Source organism: Arthrobacter sp. BG3 (assembly GCF_056680185.1).
On sequence record NZ_JBWXPT010000002.1, the window covers coordinates 12,837 to 25,342 of the forward strand.

The 12,506-nt window shown below is 64.7% G+C and carries 14 protein-coding genes; 4 read left to right on the forward strand and 10 right to left on the reverse strand.

Annotated features, from left to right (window positions below):
- Positions 1–26: 26 nt before the first annotated feature.
- On the reverse strand, positions 27–731 hold the full coding sequence (locus AC1MFL_RS20405; RefSeq protein ID WP_479815711.1) for an SOS response-associated peptidase: 705 nt from the start codon (positions 729–731) through the stop codon (positions 27–29).
- A 257-nt stretch (positions 732–988) separates the two neighbouring features.
- Between AC1MFL_RS20405 and AC1MFL_RS20410 the strand changes: the two genes are divergently transcribed.
- Positions 989–1,255 carry a GlsB/YeaQ/YmgE family stress response membrane protein gene (locus AC1MFL_RS20410; protein ID WP_479815713.1) on the forward strand — a complete coding sequence of 89 codons (267 nt, stop codon included), beginning with the start codon at positions 989–991 and terminating at the stop codon, positions 1,253–1,255.
- 103 nt (positions 1,256–1,358) lie between these two features.
- A complete protein-coding gene (locus AC1MFL_RS20415) occupies positions 1,359–1,646 on the forward strand; it encodes a hypothetical protein (RefSeq protein WP_479815715.1) in 288 nt (95 codons plus the stop codon).
- A 273-nt stretch (positions 1,647–1,919) separates the two neighbouring features.
- On the opposite strand, the gene AC1MFL_RS20420 is transcribed toward AC1MFL_RS20415, so the two are convergent.
- The 3 genes from AC1MFL_RS20420 to istA all read right to left on the reverse strand — a co-directional run bounded on the left by AC1MFL_RS20420 (position 1,920) and on the right by istA (position 4,979).
- A complete protein-coding gene (locus AC1MFL_RS20420; RefSeq protein WP_479815717.1) occupies positions 1,920–2,366 on the reverse strand; it encodes a universal stress protein in 447 nt (148 codons plus the stop codon).
- A gap of 595 nt (positions 2,367–2,961) precedes the next feature.
- Positions 2,962–3,750: an IS21-like element helper ATPase IstB gene (istB, locus tag AC1MFL_RS20425; RefSeq protein ID WP_479815719.1), complete on the reverse strand. Its 789-nt coding sequence runs from the start codon at positions 3,748–3,750 to the stop codon at positions 2,962–2,964.
- The gene (gene istA / locus AC1MFL_RS20430) at positions 3,747–4,979 is read right to left on the reverse strand and encodes an IS21 family transposase (protein ID WP_479815721.1); all 1,233 of its coding nucleotides are present in this window, start codon (positions 4,977–4,979) and stop codon (positions 3,747–3,749) included. Before istA ends, istB begins: the two co-directional genes overlap by 4 nt.
- A gap of 649 nt (positions 4,980–5,628) precedes the next feature.
- Here istA and AC1MFL_RS20435 point away from each other — a divergent pair.
- Positions 5,629–6,366, forward strand: a complete 738-nt coding sequence (locus AC1MFL_RS20435; RefSeq protein ID WP_479815723.1) for an ANTAR domain-containing protein — start codon at positions 5,629–5,631, stop codon at positions 6,364–6,366.
- 18 nt (positions 6,367–6,384) lie between these two features.
- On the opposite strand, the gene AC1MFL_RS20440 is transcribed toward AC1MFL_RS20435, so the two are convergent.
- The 4 genes from AC1MFL_RS20440 to AC1MFL_RS20455 all read right to left on the reverse strand — a co-directional run bounded on the left by AC1MFL_RS20440 (position 6,385) and on the right by AC1MFL_RS20455 (position 10,057).
- Entirely contained in the window at positions 6,385–6,573 is a 189-nt protein-coding gene (locus AC1MFL_RS20440) for a hypothetical protein (RefSeq protein WP_479815725.1), read from the reverse strand.
- Between the two features lie 264 nt (positions 6,574–6,837).
- Positions 6,838–7,098: a hypothetical protein gene (locus tag AC1MFL_RS20445; protein WP_479815727.1), complete on the reverse strand. Its 261-nt coding sequence runs from the start codon at positions 7,096–7,098 to the stop codon at positions 6,838–6,840.
- An 831-nt stretch (positions 7,099–7,929) separates the two neighbouring features.
- Positions 7,930–8,253: an ANTAR domain-containing protein gene (locus tag AC1MFL_RS20450; RefSeq protein ID WP_479815729.1), complete on the reverse strand. Its 324-nt coding sequence runs from the start codon at positions 8,251–8,253 to the stop codon at positions 7,930–7,932.
- A gap of 1,399 nt (positions 8,254–9,652) precedes the next feature.
- Positions 9,653–10,057 (reverse strand): SOS response-associated peptidase family protein, encoded by a 405-nt coding sequence (locus AC1MFL_RS20455; RefSeq protein WP_479815731.1) that lies wholly within the window; start codon positions 10,055–10,057, stop codon positions 9,653–9,655.
- A gap of 212 nt (positions 10,058–10,269) precedes the next feature.
- Here AC1MFL_RS20455 and AC1MFL_RS20460 point away from each other — a divergent pair, with 212 nt between their 5' ends.
- A complete protein-coding gene (locus tag AC1MFL_RS20460) occupies positions 10,270–10,557 on the forward strand; it encodes a hypothetical protein (protein WP_479815733.1) in 288 nt (95 codons plus the stop codon).
- Between the two features lie 77 nt (positions 10,558–10,634).
- Here the strand turns inward: AC1MFL_RS20460 and AC1MFL_RS20465 are convergent, their stop codons facing one another.
- On the reverse strand, positions 10,635–11,798 hold the full coding sequence (locus AC1MFL_RS20465) for a YihY/virulence factor BrkB family protein (RefSeq protein ID WP_479815735.1): 1,164 nt from the start codon (positions 11,796–11,798) through the stop codon (positions 10,635–10,637).
- 100 nt (positions 11,799–11,898) lie between these two features.
- Entirely contained in the window at positions 11,899–12,495 is a 597-nt protein-coding gene (locus tag AC1MFL_RS20470; protein WP_479815736.1) for a DUF3618 domain-containing protein, read from the reverse strand.
- Between the last annotated feature and the right edge of the window lie 11 nt (positions 12,496–12,506).

The window sequence follows — 12,506 nt, forward strand, 5'->3', positions numbered from 1 at the left end:
CCCGGAGACGGGCAAAACCTGACTTCTTAGGGAGCCGGGTCAATGAGTTCCGGGCCGTTGTTGCGGACGCTGTTGACCCGGTCGGTGACCACCCTGGGGGTCAGGACCGGCTCCGGGATGGCTTCGAGCAGCTCCTGCACTGTGTCCTTGTCCGTTGTTTCCGGGTCCAGCCACCGGGCATACAACTCGGGGGGAATGATGAGGGGTGCCCGGTCGTGGACGTGGCCGAGGGAATCATGCGCCGTGGTCGTCAACACGGTGCAGCTGAGCAGCCACCGGTGCGGGTCATCCTGCGGGAGGGAGGGGTCGGGCCAGAACTCGTACAGTCCGGCGAAGGCCAGCACATCATCCTTTTCGGAGTAGAGGTAATGCGGGATCTTCTTCCCGTCCTCGGTCTTCTGCCACTCGTAATATCCCTCCGCGGGAATCAGTGCCCGGCGCTTGATGGCCGCCTTGCGGAACGAGGGCTTGTCCAAAATCGATTCACTGCGGGCGTTGATCAGCCGCGAGCCGATCTTGATGTCCTTGGCCCAGGACGGAACCAGGCCCCAGCGTGCGATCAACAGCCGGCGGTCGATCCCGTCATCGTCCAGCTTCTCAGCGATAATGGGCACGTCCTGGGTGGGGGCCACATTCCAGCTTGGCGGGGGCGGGTTCCCCTCGACCTGCCTGGCCCCGAAATGACTGAGGAGATCGCCAGTGGCTTTGGACATCACATATCTGCCGCACATGGGCTTATTGTGCCCCACGGGCCCGGTGAGAGGTCCACTCTCCGGACTAAACCCACCCCCACATCACCAGCCCGGCAACCGGTAAGGGCATCCGACGAAAGGATCGACCTACCCGCTAATCCCGCGAAGGCTCCGCATCTGCCATCCCCCGGCAGATCCTCAATGGCCGGCCCGGGCCATTGCGTGGTAATAAGCATGCTGATAGAACCATCTTAACGGCCGCCTTCCACGGCCGTGAATCGAAAGGATGTGCAGTCATGGGTTTTCTGGCGTTTCTCATTCTTGGTCTGATCGCCGGCGCCATCGCCAAGGCGATCCTTCCCGGTACCCAGGGAGGTGGCTGGGTGATCACGCTGGTTATCGGCGTCGTCGGCGCAATCCTCGGAGGCTGGATCGGTTCACTGATCTTCGGCGGTGGGCTCGGTGACTTCTTCGATCTTCGGACCTGGCTCCTCTCCATCCTGGGTGCTGTCATTGTTCTCCTGATCTACGGCGCCGTTGCCGGCCGGAGAAGCCGGGCTTAGAGCACAGGCTGCTGGCCGGACCTCCCCGAGATGAGGTCCGGCCAGCAGACCCACGCGGATCGAGCCAACTCCGTCCGCTGCAACCCCGACGAGGTCCATGACAATGAAGAAACACGCACAATCCCGGCCCACCATCAAGCACCGGCTCCGAGAAGTCCACGAGGGAAACGTCCTGCGGCTGGCGGATATGAGCTTCGCCGTCCTGTCCACAGAACTCCGCGGAAGCACGGTCCATCTGGATCTGGAAGCAACCGACGGGTCACACGTCACCTTGATCGGTGTACCCGGGGCCCGCGTCAGCCTCCGCGAGGGAACCGACGAACACCTACAGGCCCTCCCCGAACCAGTGAAGAACCAGGCTCTGGACACGAGCAGCGGAAGCCAGAAGTGAGCCCGAAGCAAGTCGAGGGAAGCGGCAACCAAACCGAGAGCGCCCGGCCAGCTCCCTGATGGCCACTCAACTCAACGAGCTTGCCAGCCAGCGAGTTGCAGCAGGAAAACAATGTCGATGCCGTCCTCCAGGCCGCTCTGGAGCTGATCCCAGGCACTGCGCCTGCGTCCAACAGCCTCGTTAACGACCGGAGGAAAGGCTCCTTTGCCTTGGCGTCGGCCCATGGCAATCAAGGACCGGTTGACGGTGGAACACGTCGGGCCTGCCGCCCTATCAGGAGTCGGTGTGGGGCACTACGACAACCGGTCTGGGCTGCAGGCGGATGAGGGACATGCTGATGGATCCTTCCACGAGCCGGACTATGCCGGCCAGTCGGCCGGGCCTGGGGCCACCGACCATGAGCATCGACGCAGCCGTGCTTTCGGCCAGGCGGGTCAGGGCCCGGGGAACGTCTCCGTTGAGCGCCCTGAAACTCCAGTCCTGCCCGGGCGGCCCGAGAACGTTCTGGAGCCGGTCCAGGATGGCTGAGGACGGGAATTCCGAGTCTTCTTTGGGTGCCGGGTCAAGGGAAACGCCCAGGAGTGATTCGGCGGGTCCCCACTCCGTGAGGTAGCTTTCCGGGTCCACGAAAGCGCAAACGAGGTGTACATTCAGCCTCTGCGCCAGGTCTGCACCTTTCCGGATCGTCATCGCTGAGGGCAGCCAGGGAATGCCGATCACGAGCGGACCGTCGGACCACACCCGCGCCGAACCTACCCGACCACTCGGGCGTGGCCGCTGCTGAAACTGCACCGAGGGCGATGCGCCGGAGGGTGTGGCCGGGCCGTGGGGTTCATACCGTCAGGATAGCCCCGCGGGCTCCTGCGGCGCGGCCCTCCCTGTGGCCATGATGCGACCGGGGAAAAGCCGCCCCGGAACATCAGGTACCGCGACATTCGGCGGGACTTCGGCTAGCTGGCGGCGAACCACCGGGAGCGGCCGGATGGCGGCGGCGGCGGCCGAGGTGCCCACCGTCGTCTTTCCGGAGCCCGCGACGTTGCCATTTTGTGCCTTTTGGACCAGGACTTCGTGTGGGAACATTCGGTCATGAACGCACACACTGAACCTGGACCGGGCGCCGCCGGGTCCCAGGGGGCACAGCGGGCGGGACACCAGACGCACCGCGGGGACCTCACCACACACCGGCTGCGGACCATCTGGCAACGGCGCGCGGACGCTGAAGCAAAGCTTGCACACCATCTCCAGCAGGCCCGTGTCAGTGCTGGTCGAAAAGTGAGCCGTTTCGTGGGGTGAAAACTGAGCCACGTTGACGAAATTATTCTGCCGTATTTTCCGGTCTTGTCGAGGGCAGGGACTCGATCTGGTGGTTCCTGAGCCGGTAACTGGAGCCCTTGAGGGTGACGACCTCAGCGTGGTGGACGATGCGGTCGATCATCGCGGAGGCGACGACCTGGTCCCCGAAGACATCGCCCCAGCGGGCGAAGCTCAGGTTTGAGGTCAGGATCAGCGAGGCATGTTCATAGCGTGAGGACACGAGCTGGAAGAACAGGTTCGCGGCGTCCTGTTCGAACGGGATATAGCCGACCTCGTCGACGATGATCAAACCGTAGCGCCGGAGCCGGATGAGTTCTGAGGGCAGACGGCCGGCCTGGTGCGCGCCCTGCAGCCGGGTCACCCATCCTGTTGCGGTCGCGAACAGGACGCGGTGGCCAAGCTGGGTGGCCCGCAGGCCGAGCGCGGTGGCCAGATGGGTTTTCCCGGTCCCTGGCGGTCCCAGGAGCACCACATTGGAGGCCTCGGCCAGGAACGCGCCGGTCGCCAGGTGGGCGATCAGTTCCCGTTTCAGCCCGGGTTGGTGGTCGAAATTGAAGTCCTCCAGTGACTTCCTGGCCGGAAATCCTGCACCCCGGGCCCGGGTTTCCGCGCCGGAGGCTTCCCTGGCCGCAACTTCCCGGGAGAGCACGGCGGCCAGGTATTCCTCGTGGGACCAGCCGGCCTCGCGCGCCTGGTCGGCCAGGCGGGCCGCTGACTCGCGGATCCGCGGTGCCTTCATGGCCCGGGCGTAGTACTCGATCTGCCCGGAAATCTCCCTGTCCCCGGTCATGGGAGGACCTGCCCGTCTTCGAAGACCACACCGAACGCCCGGTCGTAGTCGGCCAGATCGCGGAGCTCGGCGTCCAGGCCGGATTCTTCCGGCGCCGCGGCGGCGTTCTGGAAGGCTGTCCGTTGTACCCTTGCCGCCTCGACGTGGGCAGGGTCGGTGATGGTCTGGCCCCTGCCCCAGGACCGCCGGTGAATCCCGGCGTCCCGTCCCTCGAAACTGATCCGCACTGTCTCCAGATCCGCATGGACCTCCACGAAACGTCCGATGGCCGGCGGGTTCACCGAGTAGTCGTTGGACGCGACCCGGACGTAGTAGTCCCGGGGCAGACGGACCCGGGAGGAGAATCCCGTCAGCGGTGGCACCGGCGGCAGCGCCAGCATCGCGGCCCGGTCGGCGCCGATCAGCTCCGCAGGACGTCCTCCGGTGTTCCGGACCAGCCGGCGGTTCGCCCCGGGCAGCCATCCACTGAGCTGGGCGTTGAAATCCTCCGGGGAGGCGAAGGTCCGGCCGGGCAGGAAGGAGGTTTCCAGGTAACCGTTGGCCCGCTCCACGATGCCTTTGCTCTCCGGATCATAGGGTTTGAGCTGCACGATCCTGGTCGCGAGGACCCCGGCGAACGCCGGGACGCCGGCCGCAAGCCGGCGGCCGCGGCCGATGCCCGTTTCGTTGTCCCAGACCAGCCGCCGCGGCACCGCGCCCAGGCCCTCCAGCAGTTCCCACATCCCCGCCAGCAGGTCCCCGGTAGTGCGGGATGGAATCATCCGGGCCATGATGAACCGCGAGTGTGAACACACCATCACCAGCACGGGGAACACCCGCTCCCTGCCGGGCCCGCAGGGAATCCTGGCCTCCGGGAACACCAGGTCGCACTGGATCTGGTCCCCGGGCTCGTAACTGATCCGGTCGGCAGGATCCGCCGGTGCGTACTCGGGGCGGATCCGTGCCACGTTCTCCCGAAACCAGGCCGGGGAACCGGACCAGCCCACCCGCTCGGCGATCACCGTCGCCGGCATCCTGGGATTGTCCTTCAACAGCGCCCGGATCTTCGGCTCGATGGCCCGGATCGCGGAGTCCCCGGCCGCCCGCTCATACTTCGGCGGACTCCCGGACGCCACCGCCTTCGCGACGGTATTCCGCGAGACACCCAGCCGGGCCGCTATCGACCTCATCGATTCACCCTCGGCCAGATGCAACCGCCGTATCAGTGCCCAATCTTCCACTGTGATCACCCATCCAATCGTTCGGACCGGGTGGCTCAGTTTTCAACCGTCAGAATGGCTCACTTTTCGACCGTCACCGACAGCCCGCCAGCGGGCCGGAGAACACTCCCCGGGACGCGCAGCGGAAATAGCTCCTGACGCATAGACGGCCGCACGAGACCCTTTATGGCGCCGGCTGGCCGCTGAGGTCAATCGGCGCGGAATCCAAGCCGGCGGGCGCGCGCCATCTGCGGCTTCGCCCGGACATCTCCATGACTGGGACAAGCGGACCATCTCCGGACCCTCCCGCGGAACTTGAGCCACGGCCAGAGCGGGCTCCTGCGTCCGGCCCTCAGCAACTCCGACATCAGCGTCAGCGAACTCTGGTCCCTGTTGCCTTATGTCAATGCCTCCGGGAAGGTGCAGTCGTTGCCTCAGATGAATTCCTCCGGCTGTCGCGGTGGTTCCATCGTTCGTCACAGGAGCGGAATAAACTTCGCGGATGTGGCCCAACGACTATCGGGGGTGGGCCACATCCGCGGACACCCTCCGCCCGGCACAGTCGGCGACATGCCGATGAGCAGAAAACATCCTCGTCTTGATCGATGTGCCGGCCGCAGCCGGACAAAAGCATCATTCCAGTGTTGTGGTCCTCGCCCCGTGTCCCTACATTGAGCACATGGTAGTTGAGGAATTGGGGGACGACTTTGAGCAGCTGATCGACCTGATAGGAAGCACAGCCGACATCAAATCCGTCCTGGACGGCCTGACCGGATTCGCGGCCGCCACGATGACCAGCACCACCGGCGTACACATCGAATGTGCGGTGACCTTGCGGAGGAACAAACGCACGGCGACCATTGGCGGCAGCAGCGACAGAGCCGTCGTATTGGACAGAATTGAGCAGGCGCTGGGCGACGGTCCCTGCGTGGACGCGCTCGAAGGGGGTGTCCCCGTGCTGCTCGGTGACATCTCGTCCGATCCCCGGTGGCCCGAGTACCGTACCGCACTCACCGCCGCCGGTATCAGCAGCGCCCTGGGTATCCCCATGAGGGCGGATGAGGGCTGGGGCGCGGTCCTGAACTTCTTCTCCCCGGCCCCCGGGCCGTTCACCAGGGACGTCGTTGCCGCCGCCGTGCTCTTCGCGGAGATGGCCGGAAAGGCCCTTCGCCTGGCCATCAGGATCGCCGCCGCAGACCAACGCGCCCATGACCTCCAAGCCGCGATGGAAAACAGATCCGTCATCGACCTGGCCTGCGGCATGATCATGGCCCAAAACCGTTGCAGTAAGGACGAAGCCATTGCATTCCTCACCCGCGCTTCCAACGACAGGAACCAAAAGCTCTACCTCATCGCCCAATCCATAGTGGACAGTTTCACCGGGCAGCCGCGAACAGCTCCCCACTTCCAGGACTAGACGACGCGTGTCTTGTCCTTAGTCCCCGGCGCGGACCACAACCCGGACAGCACCCTCCCGCCATCGGGCCGCCGGGCCCGTGGGTGAGATGCAGACGTGCCGGTACAGGGTCTGGCGGCTGACCCCCAGCTCGGCGCAGAGTCCGTTGACCTTCGCGCCGGACTTACCCGTGGACGCCACGGCGAGCCGAATTTTCGCGGGGATCATTTTTGTAGGGGCGTCCCCAGCAACCTGCTGATCCTCCCCGGCGTTTCCGAGGAAGGGGGGTCTGAATGCACCAGTCGGATTTTCCCGCCGCGTGTTCCGGCCAGCGCTGGGACGTACGAAGGGGACAGCCCGCATGGGGAGACCTGACGCTCAGCACTACCTGCGACCAAGGGCCCATGGTCCGGCGCAAGTGACGCCGGTCACGAAAAAATTGGTTTGCTTGCGGTGATCTTGGTATCCTCGGGGAGGTCAAGCAGGCGGCCCTCACCGTGTTTCGTAGAGGACCCCTTTTCCATGACCGCCAAACTTTCCGTCACTGTCAGAGTCGACATGGACGCAGACTCCGCCACCCTTCACCCGGCAGGAAGGCTCACCTCCGAGAACGTCCATGGCATCCTCGGCTTGATCCGCCGCGCCGGGCGCGTCCTGCCCGGCTTTGCCGTTCTCCTTGACCTGGACCAGCTCCACATCGGCTCCCCGGAAGCGCTCCGCATCCTTTCCGGGCAAGACGCCAAGATACTTCACGGACGTCATCCTTCACGTGCCCCTGCCGGTTGCCGCCCCGATCCCGCACTGAGGGCAGCCGCATGAGCGGACACGCAACACCCGAACACCCCACCGGGTATTCCACCGGTTCGGAAGGTGGCCGCTGGTACCTACTGAAGACCTTCTGAACCTGCGCGAGTCTCTGCGCCAGGTCCTCGTACTCGGTGGACCGGCCGAGGAGCTCCTCACAGCCGTCGACCACGAACTCCGCCGGCGCGGGTACACCCCGCACAAACACCGTTCCCACGCCCGCACGGGAACGCTCTAACCGGCGAGGATATGGCCCGGACAAACCTGTTGGGGGTGGGCCATATCCCTCGCTCCTCCGGGTCATCCCGGATACACAGCCCGGGCGTCGGCCCCGAAATTGGCACCAGGAGCCAGCCGCCACCCCTGAAAGCCCACTAAATGCCCATTGCCGGTTAGCCCCGAACGGGTACCACCCGGTGGCACATTCAGTCGCCGCAGAATTTGGCACTTGAATGGAAAAGGCCACGGGTTACGCTCTCCATAGCGCCCCCGATGTATCCCCCAATATCATCGGGGGCACTTCCATGTCCTCAGACGATGTCCAACCCCTGATGAGGAGAACCGCCGACCGCCTCAACAGACGTGTGGCAAGCCGGTCCACGCCCCGCCGTCCCGCTAGCCCCCGGCACCGCCCTTATCCAACCCGGACCTACGATCTCCCGCGAAGAATATCCCTTCAGTCGGCCGCGGTGTTTTTCGGCGGCGATCTCTCCGCTGCTGGCCAGGTGTTCTGCGACCTCACGCAGTCTGATGTGGAGCTGGAGCTGACGCGGGTCAGGACTAGAAAGGCCTGCTGGCAGTAATTTTGTAGCGTTCCATCAGGATGCCTTCTGCCTGGCCGATGAGTTGGCGGGAGATCATGGCCTCGTTGAGCTGACTGATTTTCTGGGAATCGGCGAACGCCACGGCCGCGTGAGCGGCGACGAGCAGCCCAATCTGCTCGGACTCGAGATCGAAAACGTCCGGCCTGACGCCCAACAGGTTCAACGCACCCAGCCGGTCGCCTTCGACTAACAACTGGATGGACAGCATGCTGCGCGCCCCCAGCTCCACGGCCCGGCCACGGGACGCCGGCCAACGGGTATCGGTGCTGAGGTCCGGCACCCGGACAATCCGGTTCTCGTAGGCCTAAAGCCCTACCCATCAAGCCCCCTCATCAACACCCCTGGAGAACCTGACGGTATATCTCTCGCCCTGGCATTCCCGATCGTGATTCCTCGAGGTATTCCGCCGGCCAACCAAGGAGAAGCGGCAGACCTGCCAGCAAGAGTGCCCAAGGGAAATGACGTCGCGCGGGTGCGGGAAAAGGCGCTGACATCAATCCGGGAAGTGTTTTCCGGGCCAGGACCCAACGAGCTCAGGAGCGCAGGCCTCGGCTATGAAAACCCGGGCAGATCCGCATCGCTCTGGTCGCGCATCATGTCAGGGTCAGTGGCATTGGAAGCAACCCAAACACTTTGCGGGTCTGCACCTCCATCCATGGCATCCGTCATTGCATCGCGTAGGTCCATCCTCGCTTGATCCGCCGCAAAGTCCGCGGACTCACTGTCTGCGGAAGCAACCCAAACACGCGTCAAACTCTCGTCCACGTTAGCCTCCAAAGTCTCGATCCCATGGCCACTCCCCGGCGTCCAGATCTCCAATGACCGTCAGGACGCGGAGCCTTACATACGAATAGTCTGGCCGAACAGGACTCCGGAGACAACCAAATATCTGGGCTGCTCCTGCTGGGCCTGTTCGGTCCCAGCGCGCAACAGCGTGCGCATTGACCTTGCGGTCCGCTTCGCCGGAAAAGCCGCTCGGATCCGCCCTCGGCGTCTCCGCGTTCAACGCCGGAACCGCGGGGAACCGCCGGGGGCACCGGGTTCGCCCCCGCCTCCCTGGTCTCCCCGCTCGGGAGCCCCGGTCCCCCCCATGCGTCTACACGATCATTGCCGCTTTGACGCTGATCCCCGCCCAACTGCCCCCGCCGGCGGCAGCCGCCAGCCTCCAGGTCCGCGCTCACCGGCGGCCACGGCTCCCACGTGGTCCTGGAGGCCGTCCGCTTCAACAGCCTCTTCGGCGGCAACATCACCCGTACCAGTGGTCCGGCCCGGGTCCGAGCCACATCGAAGAGCTCATGACCGACATCCTCAACGGCACCTTCGAACTCGGCAAGGTCTTCGGCGTCCCTCCGACATGGACGGCATCGTTCAGGGATGCAAGGGCATGGACGAAAGAAAGTGCCTCAAAGTCCTCGTCAAACCCTGGCCACCGGCCAGCGCTCGGAGGACGCGTACCCTCGCGCGCACGCTGGATGAACTTCCCGAGGCAGTCATGACTAACAACGATCAATGACCTAACGGCCTGACGGCTGACCGGGAGCGGCTCGAAGAGAGCTTCCTCAGGAAGCCAATGGTGCTGCCGTCACCGGGACCGGGTGTATGTGGTGCCGTCGCGGAGCACGGCCTAGAGGACGTTAAGCCGCCGCCGGGCGAGGGAGAGCATGGCCTGGATGTGGGATTTACCCTCGCTTGGAGCCGATCTTGATGTCCTTGGCCCGTGACGGAACCAAACCCCAGCGTGCAACCAGCAGCCGGCGGTCGACCCCGTCATCGTCCAGCTCCTCGGTGATGATGGGCACGTCCTGGGTGGGCGCCACATTCCAGCTGGGCGGCGGCGGGCTGCCCTCGACCTCCTTGGCCTCGAAATGACTGAGGAGATCGCCAGTGGCTTTAAACATCACATATCGACCGCACATGGGCCTAATTCTGCCCACGAGACCGAAGGAAGGTCCTTTCTCCGCACTGAAACCCACCACACCACGAGCCGCCTGTTCAGGACGGCCGGAGATCGGTTGCTGTCCTGCACCGTGAGGGCACATGAGCCCGGCAATCGGTAAGGGCATCCTGCGAAGGGATACACACATCTCTTCTCCTCGGCGGAGACCTTCCGGCCTGGATCATTGCGTGGTATTCAGCAGCTGATAAAACCGCCGGGTAGGCCTTACGGCCCGGGCATGAACTGATGTCCCGGCGTAAACTGACGTTGTAGTCCTCCGCGTTGAGCGCCCGCTCTTGGGAGCGCGTATGGCCGTGGATCCGTTTCAGGTTCAACTGGAACAGGAATAAGGGACACCAGATGTCGACCAATCCATTTTTACTTCCCGAACCGAGCCTGAGCGGCCCCGCACCGTCGCCTCTTCGCCTGGTGTCCCCCGGCCAGGTAGAACCTCGCGATGGGAAGAAGCTGCCAGACATACGCCGGCAGGCCATCACCGCTATCGAGGCGTTGATGTCACTGACCGATCCTGAGAGTGCGCGCGAACGGGAACAACTCAGGGCGTATGTGGAAGCGCACCCCGAGCAACCGGAAGTCGCTTTGGCCAAACACCTGTTGGCCCTCCCGCCCAACAGGGATCACCCCTAAGCCGGCGCGCGGCCCAAGCTCCTGTCACCAATCGACGCGGCCGGCCACACGGCCACCGACTCCAATCCCCCTTTGTTTCAGGGGCGGTCTATTTTGCTGGCACCTCCGGCTGGCGCGCCCGGCTGACGCTGTTGGCGCTGTTCTTCGTTGGCGTCGTCGTGTTGTTCGCGGAGTTCCCGGCCCCGTTGGATGTCTTCCTCTTCTTTTGCCTGTAGTTTGTCGCTCTGTTTGGTGTCCCGGGGCGGGAGCTGGATGGTTTCTTCGGCTTCGATGCCGGCCTGGAGCTGGCGGCCGCGTTCCATTTCGGCGTCGAATTCGGCGCCGAAGAGCAGTGACATGTTCAGGATCCAGAGCCAGAGCAGGGAGATGATCACGCCGCCGATGGTGCCGTAGGTTTCGTTGTAGCTGCTGAAGTTCGCGACGTAGAACCCGAAGGCCAGGGAGGCCAGCAGGAAGATCACCAGGGCGATCAGGGACCCGAGGCTCATCCAGCGGAATTTGGGCTGCTTCACGTTCGGGGTGCCGTAGTAGAGGATGGCGATTGCGGCCACGACGAGGAGGATGATGAGGGGCCACTTGGCGATGTTCCAGACGGTCAGGACGATCCCGCCCAGGCCCAGGGCGTTCCCGACGGACTCGGCGACCGGGCCGCTGAGGACCAGCATCGCGGCGAGCAGCACCACGATCAGGACGGTGGCGATGGTGACGGCGAGCATGGTGCCGCGGAGTTTGATGAACGGCCGGCCCTCGTCGATTTCGTAGATCCGGTTCATGGCCCGGCCGAAGGCCCCGACGTAGCCGGAAGCGGACCACAGGGCGGTGAGGATACCGAGGACCAGGGTCAGTCCGGCGGCGGAGTTACTGCTGAGCTGCTGTACCGGTTCACGGATCGCCTCGACCGTCTCGCCCGGGGCGAAGCCCCGGACGATGTCCAGCAGCGCCCCGGTGGTTTTCCCGGGCTGTCCGAAGATGCCCAGCAGGGACACCAGGGCCAGCAGCGCCGGGAAGATGGAGAGCACCGAGTAGTAGGTCAGGGCCGCGGCGAGGTCCGGACACTGGTCCTTGGTGAATTCGCGGAACGTCTTTTTAGCGATGTACTGCCAGGAGGGCTTGATGACCTCTGTGGGACTGTCCGGTTTGCGTCCGTCATCCGGGGCGGGCGCGGTGCGGGACTTGGCGGTGCTGCTCTCCTGCGTTTCGGCGTCGGCCGGAGTTGCTGCCGCGGCGGGGTTCTTGGACATGGGAGTTCTTCCTTCAGGGGTTTCCAGTGCGTCGACTTAAGCACATCGGCCGGCCGCCCAGGCGCGTGAGCGCAGGGCGGCCGGCCGGGTGCCAGCGGGATCAGGCCTGCTGGACGTTGTCCTTGGCTTCGGCGGTGCGGTCCTTGACGTCCGCGACGGCGCCCTGGCCTTCGGCCTTGACGTGCTCGGTCGCGTCAGCGGCGGTGGCCTTGACGTTCTCCATCGCTTCCTGGGCGGGTTCCTTGAGGCCCTCCGCGACGTGCTTGGCGGCCTCGGTCAGTTCCGTGGTGAGCGGTTCCGCCGCGGTCTTCAACGCATCCGCGGCTTCGCGTTCCTTCTGGCTGGCCGGGATCAGGGAAGACACCAGCAGCCCGGCGCCGAACGCGATCAGCCCTGCCGCGAGCGGGTTGCCCTGGGTCCTGGCCTTGACCTGGGCCGGGGCGTCCCCGATCGCTGCCCCGGCGTCGCCCAGGTGCGCCCCGGCGGTCCCGGCGGCGGAGTGGACATTGCCGGTGGTGTTCTCGGCAGCTCCCATGACTTTCTCCTTCACTCCAAAGACGGCATCCTTGACCTTGTCGGTCTGGCGCTGGACGATGTGGGACGGGGTGACCTTGTCCGCTACGGCATCGACATTCGTGCCCAGCCGCGCGCGGGTTGCTTCGATATCTGCTCGGATGACATCCGGGTTTTCACTCATCGTGTTTCCTC

Bases quoted from the DNA above. Each gene is read 5' to 3' on its own strand.
- AC1MFL_RS20435 (WP_479815723.1), top strand. From the start codon at position 5,629: ATGGTAGTTGAGGAATTGGGGGACGACTTTGAGCAGCTGATCGACCTG.
- AC1MFL_RS20455 (WP_479815731.1), bottom strand. From the start codon at position 10,057: ATGTGTGTATCCCTTCGCAGGATGCCCTTACCGATTGCCGGGCTCATG.
- AC1MFL_RS20410 (WP_479815713.1), top strand. From the start codon at position 989: ATGGGTTTTCTGGCGTTTCTCATTCTTGGTCTGATCGCCGGCGCCATC.
- AC1MFL_RS20415 (WP_479815715.1), top strand. From the start codon at position 1,359: ATGAAGAAACACGCACAATCCCGGCCCACCATCAAGCACCGGCTCCGA.
- AC1MFL_RS20460 (WP_479815733.1), top strand. From the start codon at position 10,270: ATGTCGACCAATCCATTTTTACTTCCCGAACCGAGCCTGAGCGGCCCC.
- AC1MFL_RS20440 (WP_479815725.1), bottom strand. From the start codon at position 6,573: ATGATCCCCGCGAAAATTCGGCTCGCCGTGGCGTCCACGGGTAAGTCC.
- istB (WP_479815719.1), bottom strand. From the start codon at position 3,750: ATGACCGGGGACAGGGAGATTTCCGGGCAGATCGAGTACTACGCCCGG.
- AC1MFL_RS20470 (WP_479815736.1), bottom strand. From the start codon at position 12,495: ATGAGTGAAAACCCGGATGTCATCCGAGCAGATATCGAAGCAACCCGC.
- AC1MFL_RS20465 (WP_479815735.1), bottom strand. From the start codon at position 11,798: ATGTCCAAGAACCCCGCCGCGGCAGCAACTCCGGCCGACGCCGAAACG.
- AC1MFL_RS20405 (WP_479815711.1), bottom strand. From the start codon at position 731: ATGTGCGGCAGATATGTGATGTCCAAAGCCACTGGCGATCTCCTCAGT.